17 protein-coding genes are annotated in these 14370 nt (G+C 61.8%); 6 read left to right on the top strand and 11 right to left on the bottom strand.

What is annotated here, in order from left to right; all coding sequences use genetic code 11:
• Positions 1-170 (bottom strand): helix-turn-helix domain-containing protein (locus tag H147_RS20735; protein ID WP_019955989.1); only part of this gene is annotated, 170 nt, incomplete at its 3' end.
• A 66-nt stretch (positions 171-236) separates the two neighbouring features.
• On the opposite strand from H147_RS20735, the gene H147_RS0118860 reads away from it, so the two are divergent.
• The 3 genes from H147_RS0118860 to H147_RS0118850 all read left to right on the top strand — a co-directional run bounded on the left by H147_RS0118860 (position 237) and on the right by H147_RS0118850 (position 2626).
• On the top strand, positions 237-1541 hold the full coding sequence (locus H147_RS0118860; RefSeq protein ID WP_051108234.1) for a multicopper oxidase family protein: 1305 nt from the start codon (positions 237-239) through the stop codon (positions 1539-1541).
• Positions 1542-1677: 136 nt separating this feature from the next.
• Entirely contained in the window at positions 1678-2133 is a 456-nt protein-coding gene (locus tag H147_RS0118855) for a c-type cytochrome (RefSeq protein ID WP_019956945.1), read from the top strand.
• 49 nt (positions 2134-2182) lie between these two features.
• Positions 2183-2626, top strand: coding sequence for a c-type cytochrome (locus H147_RS0118850; RefSeq protein WP_019956944.1), 444 nt, complete (start codon positions 2183-2185; stop codon positions 2624-2626).
• 9 nt (positions 2627-2635) lie between these two features.
• On the opposite strand, the gene H147_RS0118845 is transcribed toward H147_RS0118850, so the two are convergent.
• The 8 genes from H147_RS0118845 to H147_RS0118810 form a co-directional block, all read right to left on the bottom strand.
• Complete coding sequence (locus H147_RS0118845) at positions 2636-2833, bottom strand: heavy-metal-associated domain-containing protein (RefSeq protein ID WP_026352698.1); 198 nt, start codon at positions 2831-2833, stop codon at positions 2636-2638.
• Positions 2834-2855: 22 nt separating this feature from the next.
• On the bottom strand, positions 2856-5189 hold the full coding sequence (locus H147_RS0118840; protein WP_026352697.1) for a heavy metal translocating P-type ATPase: 2334 nt from the start codon (positions 5187-5189) through the stop codon (positions 2856-2858).
• A gap of 67 nt (positions 5190-5256) precedes the next feature.
• Positions 5257-6564 (bottom strand): APC family permease, encoded by a 1308-nt coding sequence (locus H147_RS0118835; RefSeq protein WP_019956940.1) that lies wholly within the window; start codon positions 6562-6564, stop codon positions 5257-5259.
• A complete protein-coding gene (locus H147_RS0118830; protein ID WP_019956939.1) occupies positions 6564-7235 on the bottom strand; it encodes a TVP38/TMEM64 family protein in 672 nt (223 codons plus the stop codon). The genes H147_RS0118835 and H147_RS0118830 overlap by 1 nt, the downstream gene beginning before the upstream one ends.
• Position 7236: 1 nt before the next feature.
• A complete protein-coding gene (locus H147_RS0118825) occupies positions 7237-7623 on the bottom strand; it encodes a DUF302 domain-containing protein (RefSeq protein WP_019956938.1) in 387 nt (128 codons plus the stop codon).
• Positions 7624-7689: 66 nt separating this feature from the next.
• Complete coding sequence (locus tag H147_RS0118820; RefSeq protein ID WP_019956937.1) at positions 7690-8175, bottom strand: DUF305 domain-containing protein; 486 nt, start codon at positions 8173-8175, stop codon at positions 7690-7692.
• Positions 8176-8275: 100 nt separating this feature from the next.
• Positions 8276-8392, bottom strand: coding sequence for an SHOCT domain-containing protein (locus tag H147_RS21635; RefSeq protein ID WP_511258502.1), 117 nt, complete (start codon positions 8390-8392; stop codon positions 8276-8278).
• A 74-nt stretch (positions 8393-8466) separates the two neighbouring features.
• Positions 8467-8949 (bottom strand): EF-hand domain-containing protein, encoded by a 483-nt coding sequence (locus H147_RS0118810; RefSeq protein ID WP_019956936.1) that lies wholly within the window; start codon positions 8947-8949, stop codon positions 8467-8469.
• A gap of 180 nt (positions 8950-9129) precedes the next feature.
• Here H147_RS0118810 and H147_RS0118805 point away from each other — a divergent pair, with 180 nt between their 5' ends.
• From H147_RS0118805 to H147_RS20150, 3 genes are all read left to right on the top strand, one after another.
• Positions 9130-9855 (top strand): response regulator, encoded by a 726-nt coding sequence (locus H147_RS0118805; protein ID WP_019956935.1) that lies wholly within the window; start codon positions 9130-9132, stop codon positions 9853-9855.
• Positions 9856-9917: 62 nt separating this feature from the next.
• The gene (locus H147_RS0118800; protein WP_211216619.1) at positions 9918-11255 is read left to right on the top strand and encodes an ATP-binding protein; all 1338 of its coding nucleotides are present in this window, start codon (positions 9918-9920) and stop codon (positions 11253-11255) included.
• A gap of 56 nt (positions 11256-11311) precedes the next feature.
• Positions 11312-11662 carry a COG4705 family protein gene (locus H147_RS20150; RefSeq protein ID WP_081625914.1) on the top strand — a complete coding sequence of 117 codons (351 nt, stop codon included), beginning with the start codon at positions 11312-11314 and terminating at the stop codon, positions 11660-11662.
• Between the two features lie 245 nt (positions 11663-11907).
• On the opposite strand, the gene H147_RS20145 is transcribed toward H147_RS20150, so the two are convergent.
• Both H147_RS20145 and H147_RS20140 read right to left on the bottom strand, forming a co-directional pair.
• Positions 11908-14085 carry a heavy metal translocating P-type ATPase gene (locus tag H147_RS20145; RefSeq protein WP_019956932.1) on the bottom strand — a complete coding sequence of 726 codons (2178 nt, stop codon included), beginning with the start codon at positions 14083-14085 and terminating at the stop codon, positions 11908-11910.
• A gap of 97 nt (positions 14086-14182) precedes the next feature.
• Positions 14183-14370 (bottom strand): ATP-binding protein (locus H147_RS20140; protein WP_019956931.1); only part of this gene is annotated, 188 nt, incomplete at its 5' end.

Below are 14370 nucleotides of genomic sequence, written 5' to 3'. Positions count from 1 at the left end.
TAAGGGTCCAGCTTGCTGGGACGATCTGGCGCGTGAAACGCAGGTTCAACAATCCCCTCCCGCAAATACTTCTTGATCGTGTTGCGAGACACGCCCGTCCGCCGCGCGATCTCGCGAATGGGCATCTTGTCACGCAGCGCCCATTTCCGGATAACTTTTAAAAATCCCATGTCTATCACTCCAAGTGCTCCCAGCTGATTCAAGCCGGGGTAAGGTTGCACATGGGTCAATTCTCGATGACAATTTCTGCTGCTGCCGGGTCAGTTCTCAGTGACAATCAACAGGATGAGGAAACGATCATCCACTGGCACGGCCAGATCCCGCCCAATGTGCAGGATGGGGTGCCAAAACTGCCGATGCCGCTTTTGCAGCCGGGCGAGACGCGCAGCTATGACTATGCGCCCATGCCCGGCACGCACTGGATGCACAGCCATGTGCCGGTGCAGGAGATGAGCCTGCTCGCCGCCCCGCTGATCGTGCGGCGGCCCGAGGATCTGACTGCCGACAGGCAGGAGGTTGTGATGTTCCTGCACGACTTCGCGTTTCGCCCGGCAGCCGAGGTGCTGGCCGAGATCACGCAAGGCGCTGCCCATCACGACATGAGCAATATGGACGCTCCGGCGCAGAACCCGAGCGGGATGTCGGGCATGGATCATTCCGGCATGTCCATGCCCGGGATGACCATGGGCGGGATGGGCGCAGGCGGAATGATCATGGACCTGAACGATTTTGACTTCGACGCCTATCTTGCCAATGACCGCACGCTCGCCGACCCCGAGGTGATTGCTGTCGAACGCAGCGGCCGCATCCTGTTGCGGGTGATCAATGCCGCCGCAGCGACGTCCTTCTGGATCGACATGGGCGGGATCCCTGCGCGTCTGGTGGCGGTGGACGGCCACGGCGTGGAGCCTGTCGCGGGCACACGCTTCGGGCTTGCCATGGCGCAGCGTCTTGATCTGGAAATCGACTTGCCGGAATCGGGGGCCTTCCCGATCCTCGCCCTGCGCGAAGGCGCACGCGAGCGCACGGGCATCATTCTGGCCACTGCAGGTGCGCAGGTACGCCGGATCGACGATCTGGCCGAGACCGACAGCGGCGCGTTTGATATCGATCTCGCGCAAGAGGGGCTGCTGCGGGCAGCACGGACGGAAGGCGCGCCTTTGCTGGCACCGCGTCCGGTTGATCGTTCACACATGATCATGCTCGGCGGCGCGATGCAGCCTTACCTCTGGACCATAAACGGACAGGTCTGGGGCAATCACACCCCGCTCACCGCCAAGACCGGCGAGCGGGTGCATCTGTCGTTTCACAACATGTCGATGATGGGGCATCCGATGCACTTGCACGGGCATGTGTTCCAGGTGGTGAACATCAACGGCCGCAACATTGATGGTGCGATACGCGACACGATCTATGTGCCGCCGATGTCCATGGTGACGGTTGCGCTGGATGCCGGTGAGGCCGCGCGCTGGATGCTGCATTGCCACCATATGCCGCATCTTTCCACCGGCATGATGACCGAGCTTGCCGTGTCGGCCTGAGACATCCGCCATCGGAGCGGGACGTCCCTCCGGTGGCAACCACATTCATCGGCGCGCCTGACCCGAACGGCCAAAGGCCGACGGCAGGACAGCGCCAGCGCCGCACAGTCGGCGAAGTCAGATTGGAGATCCTATCATGAATAAGAGCCTCATTGGAGCACTGCTTGTCGCCCTCATCGCAGCAGCGGGCTGGTATTGGACCCAAGGCCGGACCACCCAAGAACCCGTTTCCGCCGCGGCGCCGGACGCCTCGCAGGTCCTGGTCGGAGCGCCAATGGCGGACGTCATCGTACCGGAGGCGCTTTCGGCTCAGGCCCGGCAGGGGGAGACATATTTCAACGCGGTCTGCGCCTCCTGCCACGGCACGAATGCCGCCGGGCAAGACGGCGTTGCGCCGCCGCTGGTGCATCGCATCTACGAGCCCTCGCATCACGGGGACATGGCCTTCGTTCTGGCGGCGCGGAACGGGGTGCGGGCGCATCATTGGCCGTTCGGCGACATGCCACCGGTCGAAGAGCGCCTGACGGATGGTGAACTGGGTGCGATCGTTGCCTACGTTCGCGAGTTGCAGCGCGCCAACGGGATCAACTGATGCGGTGGAGTATCCGCCCTTTTCTCGGAACTACATCGGACCAACCGGCATGAGGTCGGGCATCCTCATTCTCATGGCGGCGGTCCTTCTGGGATCCGTCGGGGCCGCTTTTCATATCTTTGCCCCCGACAATGTAGCCGCGACGCGCGGTCGCGTTCTTTATGACGCGAACTGCGCCGCGTGCCACGGCAGAAATCTCGAAGGCCAGCCGGACTGGCGCAGCCCCGGACCAGACGGGCGTTTCCCGGCACCACCACATGACGCGGCCGGCCATACCTGGCATCATTCCGACACCGCCCTGATCGACTATATCACCTTGGGTGGAGAGGAAGCGCTGGCGCAGATGGGTGTCAGTTTCGATAGCGCCATGCCGGCTTTCGGCGACGTGCTGAGTACGCAGGAAATCGCCGATATCCTGTCCTACATCAAATCGCGCTGGCCCGACCGCGAGCGCCAGTTCCAGGCGGAACGGAGCGCATCTGACGGCGGATGATGGGGCGGCTTAGGCGGGGGCAGCAGGATATCCGGCCTCAGCCAGTACCGCTTGGACGCGCGCTGTGTCAGCGCTGCTCTCAAGCGAAACCTTCCGCGCTGGCATATCGAACTCGATCTGTGCTGCGGGATCAAGGGCGAGGATTGTTTTCTCGACCGTGGATTTGCAGCCGCCGCAATGCATGCCGGGGATGTGGAAAGTTGTCATGATCTTCTCCTTTTTGATGTGTTTATAGATCAACCCGCCGCAAGCGCAGCGCGTTGGTGATCACTGAAACCGAGGACAGGCTCATTGCCGCCGCCGCAATCATCGGCGACAGCAACAATCCGGTGACTGGATAGAGCAGCCCCGCTGCGATCGGAACACCTACAGCGTTGTAGGCGAAGGCGAAGAACAGGTTTTGCTTGATGTTGCGCAGCGTGGCGCGGGCCAGTTTGCGTGCCCGCACGATGCCCATCAGATCGCCGCCCAGCAGAGTGATGCCCGCACTTTCCATCGCCACATCGGCGCCAGTGCCCATAGCGATGCCGACATCCGCTGCCGCCAAAGCGGGTGCATCATTTACCCCGTCGCCCGCCATCGCGATCTTGTGGCCCTCCTTGCGCAACTCGTCGATCAGCTTCTTCTTGTCTTCCGGCAGAACACCCGCGCGCACCTCGTCGATGCCCAGCGTCGCCGCCACGGCTTGTGCTGTGCGCTCATTGTCGCCTGTCGCCATGATCACCCGCAGCCCTTGCGCATGAAGTTCCTTGATCGCCTGAGCGGTTGATGGCTTGATCGGATCAGCGACCGCCACGATGCCCGCAAGGGCCCCGTCGACAGCAACAAACATTGCCGTTTTGCCGCTGGCCCGCAGCGCATCAGCCTTTTCTTCGGCCTGTGTCGTCTCGAGACCCATCTCTTGCATCATGGCGGTGTTGCCGAGGGCCACGGCGCGACCGCCGACACTGCCGCGCACGCCTTTGCCGGTCACGGCCTCAAAATCCGCAGCGTCCTGCCGGGTAGCCCCTTGCGCCTCGGCACCTTCGACAATGGCTTCAGCCAGAGGATGTTCCGAGCCGCGCTCGAGGGCAGCTGCCAGCGACAGAATGTCAGCCTCGGAGACATCGCCAAGGGCCACAGTATCAGTCAGCTTTGGCTTGCCCATGGTCAGGGTGCCCGTCTTGTCGACGATCAGCGTATCGACCCCCGCCATGCGTTCCAGCGCCTCGGCATCCTTGATCAACACCCCGGCCTGCGCCCCGCGGCCGGCTGCAGTGGTGATTGAAATCGGCGTGGCAAGGCCCAACGCACAGGGGCAGGCGATAATCAGCACCGAGACGGCAGCGGCGATGGCATAGACCAGCGCTGGTTCAGGCCCGAAGATCATCCAGACCACAAAGGCGAAGATCGCGGTGCCGACCACGGTCGGCACGAACACCGCCGCCACGCGGTCTGCCATTCCCTGGATCGGCGCGCGTGATCGGCGCGCATTCGACACCATGGCCACGATCTGCGCCAAGACCGTGTCGGAGCCAACCTTGCCCGCCTCGATCACCAAAGAGCCGTTCTTGTTGATCGTGGCCCCGGTCACCGCATCGCCCGGTCCTTTCTCAACCGGCATCGACTCGCCGGTCAGCATGCTTTCGTCCAAAGAGGACCGCCCCTCGATCACCGCGCCATCGACCGGGACCGCATCGCCGGGACGCACCCGCAGCCGGTCGCCTTCCATGATGTTTTCCAAAGGTGCGTCGTATTCCGTGCCGTCCGGCAGGATCCGTCGCGCAGTCTTTGGGGCCAGATCCAACAACGCGCGGATCGCATCGCCAGTGCGTTCCCGCGCCCGCAGTTCCAGCACCTGACCGACAAAGACCAGCGCGATGATCACAACCGCCGCTTCGAAATATGTGCCCACACCCTGGCCCATCCGGTAAACTTCGGGGAAGACGCCCGGCAGGAAGGTCGCCACGATCGAATAGAGATAGGCTGCCGCCACGCCCAAGCTGATCAGCGTCCACATGTTGGGCGCGCGGTTGATCACCGAATCCCAGCCGCGTTTGAAGAACGGCAGGGCCGCCCAAAGCACGATGGGTGTCGCCAGCACGAACTCCAGATAGCTGGCAGTCTGATGGCCGATCCAGTCCCGCACAGGCAGGCCAACCAGCTCGCCCATCGTTAGCACGATCAGCGGGACAGCCGCCGCCGCGGATATCCACATCCGGCGGGTGAAATCCGTCAACTCATGGCTGGGCTCATCCGTCGGCACCACCGGCTCCAGCGCCATGCCACAGATCGGGCAAGGCCCTGGCGCGTCACGGACGATTTCGGGATGCATTGGGCAGGTATATTGCACATTGGCGGGTGCAGCTTTCTTGCGCCCCTCGGCGCGGCCCGAGGCGTAGAACCACGGATCGCCTTCAAACTTCATCTGGCACTTTTCAGAGCAGAAATGGAAGGTCTTGTCCTCGAATTCTGCGTGCCGCGTGTCGGACCCGACCGCAACGGTCATCCCGCAGACCGGATCCTTTGCGGTTTCAGCCCCTTCGGGAATGTCGGACTTTGCGTGCTGATGATCGTGGTCCATATCCTGCCGACTTTCTTTTGACTTGTTTCAGCGTGAGGCATCCAGCCACTGGAACCTCAAGCTCTTTTTAATGGGGGTCGTGATCGCCCTCGATTGCGGGATTGCGTGCGAGAAAGACGCCGACAAACAGAAACACCAGTGTCATTCCGATGACGCCAAGAACGACGATTAGCGGGTCGGATTGCCATTTCATTGCCGCGAACGCGGTCAGGACCACAGCGTCAAGGACGATCGCCGTCAACATGACCCACCCCCGCGCGCCAATTTCCTCGCGAAGGTCTCGGTAGACTCCCGCGTGAATGATCATGTCCATCACGAGATAAAAGAATGCGCCGAGCGAGGCGATGCGGCTGAGGTCGAAGAAAACTGTGAGGAAACCCGCGATTACGACTGTGTAGACCAGAGTGTGGTCTTTGATTGTGCCTGACATTCCGAAATGGCTGTGCGGGATCATCTTCATCTCGGTCAGCATGGCCAGCATTCGCGTGACGGCGAAGACGCTCGCGATCAATCCAGAGGCCGTGGCCACAAGCGCCAACGCGACGGTCAGATAGAAGCCGGTCTGCCCGAGCGCGGGCCGGGCCGCCTCGGCAAGGGCATAATCCTTCGCCGCCACGATGCGGTCGATTGGCAGGCTGGAGCCGACTGCGAAGGCGACAAGCAGATAGACGATCACGCAGATTGCGATGGACAGCACGATGGCCCGGCCCACGTTGCGGTGCGGGTCGGTGACCTCGGCCCCGCTATTGGTGATGGTCGTGAAGCCCTTGAAGGCGAGGATCGACAGCGCGACGGAAGCCACAAAGCCGGTGGCACCCGTATCGCCGCTGGATGCCTCGAAGGTAAGGCCGCTCGCCCAGAGGCCTGCGACACCGAACAGCGCAATGCCGCCGACCTTGATCACGGCCATGATGATAGACAGAAGCCCGACCGAGCGGCTGCCGGAGACGTTCACGAGATAAGCAATGACGATCAGGCCGACGCCGATGATCGGGACGAGGACGCTGTCCGGATCGCCGCCAAACGCCCGGATCGTGTAGGTGCCGAAGGTCCGCGCGACGAGGCTTTCGGCGATGACCATCGACAGGGTCATCAGGAGCGCTGCCCCCGCAGCGACCGTTGTCGGCCCGTAGGCTTTCTTCAGGATCATCCCGATGCCGCCCGCGGACGGAAAGGCGTTCGACATCTTGATATAGGTGTAGGCGCTGAAGGCAGTCACGATCGCCCCGGCGACGAACGACAGTGGAAAGAGGGGTCCGGCAAGCTCCGCAATCTGTCCGGTCAGCGCGAAGATGCCCGCACCGATCATCACGCCCGTGCCCATCGCAACTGCGCCCGGCAGGGTGATGCTGTTTTTCTTGTAGCTTTCGGACATCAGGTTTCCTTCCCGGCTTGCCGCCGTGTCGCGATCCAGAGCAGAGGCAATCCGGTGATCAGTCCGAGACCCAGCACTGCCCATGTGGTCCGACCAATGTCACCACTGACTGCCTCACCGCCGAAATGCGCGAGGACGAAACTTGTTGGGACGATGCCCGCCAGCGTCGCCAGTGCGAAACGCCAGGCGTGCAGGCGGCTGAGCCCCGCGGCGTAGCTGATGATGTCGAAGGACACGAAGGGCATCAGGCGGCTGGCAAATACGGTTCCCGTCAGCGCGTTCTGCGACCCGAGCAGCCCTGCATCGACCGAAGCGCCGAACACCCGCCGCAAGATATCATGCCCCAGGACCCGTGCGAGGCCGAAGGCAATCAGCGCTCCAAGCTCGGCCCCGATCACGACCTGCACGGTGCCCCAGACATGCCCGTAGGCAGCACCTGCGGCCAAAGCTATCGGTGCGCTTGGAATGGGACTGGCGACCACCGCGACGGTCATGAGGCCGATGATCAGCAGCGGGCCCCAGATGCCTGCGCGCGCTACCAACACCTCGAGCGTTTCGCGGTCCAGAAGCCTCTGGGCATCAACCAGCACCGATGGCGCGAACCACCACAGCCCGAGCCCGACGAGCCCGAGTGCGGCAATTGCCATGAGGATACCGGTGCGCAGGCGCATCTCAGATCGCCTCAACCGCCTTCTTCAGGAGATCGCGCACCTGACTCGCGACAGCATGTAGTTCCGGGTTGTCTATAGCCTGCATCGAGGCCACAGGATCGACGGCACTGACCTCGACCCCGCCATCAACCTCGCGCAGGATAACATTACAGGGCAGCATCGCGCCGACACGCGGCTCAATCGCGATGGCCTCGTGGGCCATTTTTGGGTTGCACGCACCGAGAATGCGATAGCCAGGCATCTCGACATCCAGCTTCTTTTTCATCGTCGCCTTGACGTCGATCTCGGTCAGAATGCCAAAACCCTTGTCGCTCAATGCATCGCGGGTGCGCGCATCAACGGCGGCGAAATCAGCGTCCGCTATCAGGCGGTTGATTGTATAGTCCATAGTATTTCCTTTCGGTTCATGACTTCGATTCCAGCAGCGAGGTCTGCTTTCCACCCGTCTGCGATATCAGTCGCCCTCGGCGCGGGGTGTGCCCGCAGGTGCCTCGCCGTTCGCCTCGATATCAGCGATGTATCTCTTCATTTCGGCGATTTCGCTGAGCTGCGCTTCGATGATCGCATCTGCCAGCGCCCGGACCCTGGGATCCGAAATATCAGCCCGTTCGCTGGTCAGGATGGCGATGGAATGGTGCGGGATCATCGCCCGCATCCAGGCGAGGTCGTCGATGGTCTCCTGGCTTCGCACAAGCCAGAGCGACAGCACGAAGGTCACAGCAGCGCCCGCGAAGATCGCGAGATTTAGCTTTTTGTTGGAATACATGCCCAGCATGAAAGCGAGCATGATGATCGCCATCACCGCACCCATATAGACCGCCATCCACATTCGCGTCTGCGAGAAGAAGATGTGGTCGAGCGCGTAGGTGTTGAGATACATCAACCCGAACATCACGACCGTCGACGTCGCGATCATGGCAAAGAAGCGTCCATAGCTCATCTTTTACCCCCGATAAATTGTTGCTCTTATCTCAACTTTATTCGGGTGCCTAACGTTCCCAAATCGAAAATGCCTGAAGCTTTGTAAGGGTGGGCAGTCCCTATTTGCGCAGGTATTTGACAAGCGCCGCAATCGCGAGAGCGACCAGCACAAGGATGACGATCATCCAGAGCCAGCCGAAACCCATTCCCAAACCCATACCGTAACCGTTCATCATCGTTCCCTCCTGACCCATGTTAGCGTAACGCCCGCCAATCGGCTTTTGATCAGATCGGCGGGAAAAAGGGGGCGTCAGTTATTACCCATCATCCCATGGCCCATGCCTTGCATGTCGCCCTGCCGTTCACTCATGTGGTCCTGCATCATCGCGACCATTGCCGCCATTTCAGCTTCCGTCACCTGCGCGTCGCCGTCCGCATCGTGCATCTGAAAGGCGCGCACTGTCATCGGCCGGGTATGAGCCGCATGCATCACGGCAAACTCTTCCAGCGATAGCGTGCCGTTAGCGTCGGTGTCATAGGTCGTGAGTTCGGCCTGAATGCCGGCCGTCATTTCTTCGGGGCTGAGTGTGCCATCGCTATTGGTGTCAAACGTGGCCATGGCGTAACTTTGCGCACCGCCCATCATGCCGCCATGATGGCCCATGTTGCCCATGCCGCCATCCATCATGCCACCATGTTGCATCTGGCCTTGCTGGGCGATGACCGGCACCGCAACAGCGGCAAGGCCAAGGCTGGCAACAGCGGCAAGGGCGAATTTGGTTGGACGTTTCATTCTGTCTCTCCTGGATAGGATTGTGATGAACTCAATCTAGGGGGCAGATGTCCCTCAGGTTTGTCAGGCGGACTGGTCTTTTGTATCAAACTGTCGCAAGCAGCGGCGCAGAGATGGTTTGCGACAATCTATCCTGCCCGCAGACGGCGGGTTCAGCTAGGGTCGTTGTCAGGAGACAAGATGACGCCCCATCCGCCCAACATTCTGATCGTCGATGACCACCGCGAGATTCGCGATGCGTTGGTGAAATATCTTGAAAAGAACGGAATGCGGGCGACCTCGGCCGCAGACGCGCTGGCGATGGATGCAGCTATGAAGGTCGGACAGTTCGACCTGATCGTTCTGGATGTGATGATGCCGGGCGAAGATGGTCTGTCGGTCTGCCGCCGGTTGCGCGCGCAGGGTGGCATTCCGATCCTGATGCTGACCGCCTTGGGCGATGATACCGACCGCATCGTAGGGCTGGAAGTCGGGGCTGATGACTACCTGCCCAAACCCTTCAACCCGCGCGAGTTGCTGGCCCGGATCAAGGCGATCCTGCGCCGGTCTGACCGGGCAGAAATCGTCGGCGGCAGCCTGGCCGGACACCGCATGGCGTTCGATCGCTGGGTGCTGGACACCGACCGCCGGACCCTGACCGACGCTGACGGCGCCGAAGTGGATCTGACCACTGCCGAGTTCCGTCTGCTGACTGCGTTTTTGGAACGTCCGCGCTTTGTGCTCAGCCGCGAACAACTGCTCGATCTGACCTCGGGTCGCGCGGCGCAGGTGTTTGATCGAACCATCGACAACCAGATCAGCCGCCTTCGCCGCAAAATCGAGGCCGATCCCGCCAAGCCCGCATTGATCGCGACCGTATGGGGTGGCGGCTACAGTCTTGCTGCTGATGTTAGAGTGCTTCCATGAGCCAGCGCTTCGCCTTTCTGCGCGGGCTGTTTCCGCAATCCCTGGGGGGTCAGTTGCTGGCGATGCTGTTGCTGGCATTGGCCGTCACACAAGGGCTTGGGCTCTTGTTGCTGACCGACGAGCGTAACCGGGCCGTGCGCGCGGCCCTGGGGTTGGAGGCGGCAGGGCGTGCGGCGAATGTGGTCTTGTTGCTGGACGATGCACCGACCGATCTGCGCGCGTCCATTCTGCGGGCCGCAGATTCGCCGCTGGTCCGATTTACAGTGGGGCCCGAGCCGGAAGCCCCCCATAACAGCAGCGACGCTGACGTCGTTCTGCGCCAAATCCGGCAGATCCTTGGTGAACCGGAGCGGGAGGTTCGGGCGGATGTCCATGCTCTTGCAGTTGACCCGTTTCCCTTGCCCGAGGGCATGCCTGACGCAATGCGTCCTATGCACGAAGCGATGATGGCAAGACGAACCGACCCCATCGAGTTGACGCTGTCGATCCGTCTGGCCGATGGCGAATGGCTGAACGTTCGCACGATGTTCCACCGCCCCGGCCTGCAGCTTTCATCGCAAGCCGTGTTGCCGCTTTTGCTGATGGTGCTGGCAGTGGTTCTGGTAGCGTGGTGGAGCGCGCGGCGGGTCATTGGCCCGATGCGTGTGCTCGCCATAGGAGCCGACCGTCTGGGCCGAGGTTTGGACACAGACCCGCTGCCGATAACAGGGCCGTTGGAGGTGCGCGAGACCACACGAGCCTTCAACCAGATGAAAGACCGCCTAACCCGTTTCGTGAACGAGCGCACGCATATGCTAGCGGCCCTGAGCCACGATCTTCGTTCCCCCCTGACCGCGATGCGGCTCAGGATCGAAATGCTGGAAGAAACAGACGACAGCATCCGACTGAAGACATTGGTCGAGGAAATGCAGGCCATGGTCGAAGCCACGCTGGAGTTCGCGCGCGGTGTCGCCAAGGCAGAGCCCACTGCCACGGTCGACCTCACCTCACTGCTGGGCGATCTGGTGAATGATGTTGGTGGCGGCCGCGCAAGCCTTGCACCCATCGAGCCGCTGCTTGCGAACATCCGGCCGCACGCCCTGAACCGCGCCTTGCGCAATCTGATCGACAATGCGGTCCGCTACGGTGGCGTCGCAAACGTGACCCTGACGCAAGAACCGGGCATGGCAATCATCTCCATCGCTGACAAGGGACCGGGATTACCCGATGATCAGCTTGAGACTGTCTTTGAACCTTTCGTGCGGTTTGAAAGTTCGCGTAGCCGCGACACCGGGGGCGTTGGGCTGGGTCTCGCCATCGCCCGGACCATCATCCAGGCACACGGTGGTTCGGTCGTGCTTCGCAACTTGCCAGAGGGCGGACTGGAAGCCGTTGTGCACTTGCCGCTCGGAGATGCGTGATAAAGCCAGACATCACCCAAAGCCGGTCTCACCCATCAGCTGAGGCCTAATACTGGCTGGCGATCCTGTTCACCTTCGCCCTTGGCACAGCATCAGGCGATCTGGTCGCCGAAGCCTTCGGTCTGGGATACCTTGCCAGCGGCATCCTCTTCGGGATGATCATTGCCTCACTGACCTTCGGATACTTCTTCCTTGGCCTCGATCCGATCCTTGGGTTCTGGCTGGCCTACATCTTCACCCGGCCGCTCGGCGCCTCGTTCGGTGATTTCCTGTCCCAGCCAACCCAGTACGGCGGCCTCGGCCTGGGCACCATCATCACCAGCGCCTTGTTCCTCGGCGCGATCATCGCCATCGTGGTCTGGATCAGCCTCACCCGGCGCGGCGAAGATCAGGTTGCGGTGAGTTGATCGACGAAAATGCCGCTGGCTGTTTTGGCCGGCGGCATACAGTCAGCTACAAGACATCCGCGCGAACGGAATATTTGGATAGAATTGCGAAAAGCCGAAATCTTGCTCCGGCAATTGCCGGTGTGATCAAACCCAAGTTGGCGGTCAATGCCGATACGCTTTGTGCATCGCCTGTTGCGAAGAAGTCTAATGTTAAGAATCGTCGAGGATGATCAGCGCCGCCCAACCGAAGGCGTGCAGCATGCTCAGACCTCTTTTTCCGGATTGTAGGCCAAGAGGCGCAGGGCGTTCAGCGTCACCAGAACTGTAGCCCCTGTGTCGGCCAGAATAGCGATCCACAGCCCTGTGATCCCGAACACGGTCGTCACCAGGAACACCGCCTTCAGCCCAAGCGCCAGAGCAACGTTCTGACGGATGTTGGCCATGGTGGCGCGGCTCAATCGGATCAGGCCGGGCACATCTGTCACCTTGTCGCGCAAGATTGCGGCATCGGCCGTTTCCAGCGCCACATCGGTGCCCGATCCCATCGCCACGCCGACGCTCGCCTGTTTCAGGGCAGGCGCGTCGTTGATGCCGTCACCGATCATCATCACGCCGCCGGCCTCGGCCATCGTCTTGATGTAGTTCAGCTTGTCCTCTGGCATCATGTCGGCGCGAAACTCCATGCCCATGCCGCCTGCGATGGCCGCCGCCGTGCGTTCATTGTCGCCGGTCAGGATCACTGACCCCACGCCAAGCGCCTTCAATTGCTGCACCGCCTTCACCGCATCGGCGCGCGGCTCATCGCGCATGGCGATGAGCCCAAGTCCACGACGCTCGCGGTAGACCACAACCGCCGTCTTGCCCTCTTCCTCCAACTGCGTTGCCCGCCGCAGGCCGAGCCCGTCCATCGCCCCCGCGTCCGTCGCATGGCGGGGAGAGGCGACCCAAGCCTTGGCGTCGCCGACAATGGCCTCGACGCCCTTGCCGATGATTGCCTTGGCCTCGCGCGACGGCAGGGCGGTGATGCCCGCCTCCTTGGCGCGGTTAAGGATGGCAATGGCCAGAGGATGGCTCGACCCGTTCTCTACCCCGGCCGCGACGGCCATCAGTTCGCCCTCGGTCACTCCGTCAAAGGCGATCACGTCCGTCACCATTGGCCGGCCATGGGTCAGCGTGCCGGTCTTGTCGAAAGCAACCTTTGTCACCTTCGCTGACGCCTCGATCACCGCGCCGCCCTTCATCAAGAGCCCGCGCCGTGCCCCTGCCGACAAAGACGAGGCGATGGAGGCGGGAACCGAGATCACAAGCGCGCAAGGGCAGCCGATCAGCAACAGGGCAAGACCGCGATAGATCCAGGTGTCCCACGGTTGACCAAAGGCCAAGGGCGGCACCAGCACCACGAGCAGCGACACGCCGACGATTGCGGGCATGTAGATTCGGCTGAAGCGGTCAATGAACCGCTCGGTCGGCGCGCGCGAGGTTTCGGCCTCTTCCACCAGCTTGATGATACGGGCGATTGTGTTGTCCTCGGCAGCCTTGGTCACTTTGACTCGAAGTGCTGCCTCGGTGTTGATCGATCCTGCGAAGACCGCATCGCCGGGGCCTTTGGTCACCGGCGTGCTCTCACCAGTAACCGGACTGTCGTCGACGCCCGATGTGCCTTCGACAATCTCACCATCGGCGGGAACCCTGTCTCCGGGGCGCACCAGCACCATCTGGTTGATGGTCAGCGTATCGGCGGCCACCTCGCGCGTCGCGCCATTCTCCTCGACCAGCGCAGTCTTTGGAATCAGGTTCGCCAGTGCCCGGATACCGTCGCGCGCCTTGTTCGCAGCAACGCCCTCCAACACTTCGCCCACGGCGAACAGGAACACGACCAGCGCCGCCTCTTCCGCCGCCCCGATGAACAGGGCACCGACGGCGGCGATGGTCATCAGCATCTCGATGGTGAACGGCATTCCGGCCTGAAGGGCCGAAAACGCCCGCCGCGCCACAGGGGCCACTCCGATAAGGCAGGCCGCGATGAACGCCCAGTTGGCAATGTCTCCGGACGCCAGCAACTTGACCGCCCAGGCCGCAGCCAAGAGCAGCCCGGTGCCGATCACAAGGCGGCCTTTGCCGGTTTCATACCAACGTTTGCCCCGGTCAGCGGGGTCGTTGTGGATGTGGCCGGGCGCGCCATGGTCATCCTCGGTGCCGACAGGGGCGGCGGCGGGCTTGGTGGCGGACGACGTCCCGTGTTCATGCCCGGCATGGTCCGAGTGATCAGGTCCATCGTGGTCTTGGTCATTTCCGGCCTCCCTTGCGCCGGGCAGCACGAATGTCTTGGCTTTTTTAGCCTTGGTGACCCCGATTCCATAGCCCAGCTTAGTCACCGCCGCCTCGATCTTGTCGCGCGGGGTGGTGCCTGGCTCCAGTTTCAGCGTCAGCTTCTCCGCCATCACGGCTACATTCACTTCGCTGACTGTTGATTGTCACTGAGAACTGACCCGGCATTTTCATCGAGATCTGACCCACCCAGTCGTTATGATCTGCGTATTATGATGGCGTCAATGGTGGTGTCTCCTTTCGCTTTTTCTTGGCTGTTTCGGAGCTGGCCTTGAAGCGGTAGCTGTCATTGCCGGTTTCGAGGATGTGGCAGCGATGGGTGAGACGGTCGAGCAGTGCCGTGGTCATTTTGGCATCGCCAAAGACGCTGGCCCATTCGCTGAAGCTCAGGTTGGTGG

The organism is Yoonia vestfoldensis DSM 16212 (genome assembly GCF_000382265.1).
GTDB classification, from domain to species: Bacteria; Pseudomonadota; Alphaproteobacteria; order Rhodobacterales; family Rhodobacteraceae; genus Yoonia; species Yoonia vestfoldensis.
The sequence above is the reverse complement of the archived record's forward strand: the minus strand, read 5'-3'. Positions and strand labels throughout refer to the sequence as shown.

Coding starts and splice junctions, on each gene's coding strand:
- H147_RS0118845 (WP_026352698.1), bottom strand. CDS start 2,833: ATGACAACTTTCCACATCCCCGGCATGCATTGCGGCGGCTGCAAATCC.
- H147_RS0118800 (WP_211216619.1), top strand. CDS start 9,918: ATGCTGTTGCTGGCATTGGCCGTCACACAAGGGCTTGGGCTCTTGTTG.
- H147_RS0118825 (WP_019956938.1), bottom strand. CDS start 7,623: ATGGACTATACAATCAACCGCCTGATAGCGGACGCTGATTTCGCCGCC.
- H147_RS0118830 (WP_019956939.1), bottom strand. CDS start 7,235: ATGCGCCTGCGCACCGGTATCCTCATGGCAATTGCCGCACTCGGGCTC.
- H147_RS0118855 (WP_019956945.1), top strand. CDS start 1,678: ATGAATAAGAGCCTCATTGGAGCACTGCTTGTCGCCCTCATCGCAGCA.
- H147_RS0118850 (WP_019956944.1), top strand. CDS start 2,183: ATGAGGTCGGGCATCCTCATTCTCATGGCGGCGGTCCTTCTGGGATCC.
- H147_RS0118820 (WP_019956937.1), bottom strand. CDS start 8,175: ATGAGCTATGGACGCTTCTTTGCCATGATCGCGACGTCGACGGTCGTG.
- H147_RS0118810 (WP_019956936.1), bottom strand. CDS start 8,949: ATGAAACGTCCAACCAAATTCGCCCTTGCCGCTGTTGCCAGCCTTGGC.
- H147_RS20145 (WP_019956932.1), bottom strand. CDS start 14,085: ATGGCGGAGAAGCTGACGCTGAAACTGGAGCCAGGCACCACCCCGCGC.
- H147_RS21635 (WP_511258502.1), bottom strand. CDS start 8,392: ATGATGAACGGTTACGGTATGGGTTTGGGAATGGGTTTCGGCTGGCTC.
- H147_RS0118805 (WP_019956935.1), top strand. CDS start 9,130: ATGACGCCCCATCCGCCCAACATTCTGATCGTCGATGACCACCGCGAG.
- H147_RS0118840 (WP_026352697.1), bottom strand. CDS start 5,189: ATGGACCACGATCATCAGCACGCAAAGTCCGACATTCCCGAAGGGGCT.
- H147_RS0118835 (WP_019956940.1), bottom strand. CDS start 6,564: ATGTCCGAAAGCTACAAGAAAAACAGCATCACCCTGCCGGGCGCAGTT.
- H147_RS0118860 (WP_051108234.1), top strand. CDS start 237: ATGACAATTTCTGCTGCTGCCGGGTCAGTTCTCAGTGACAATCAACAG.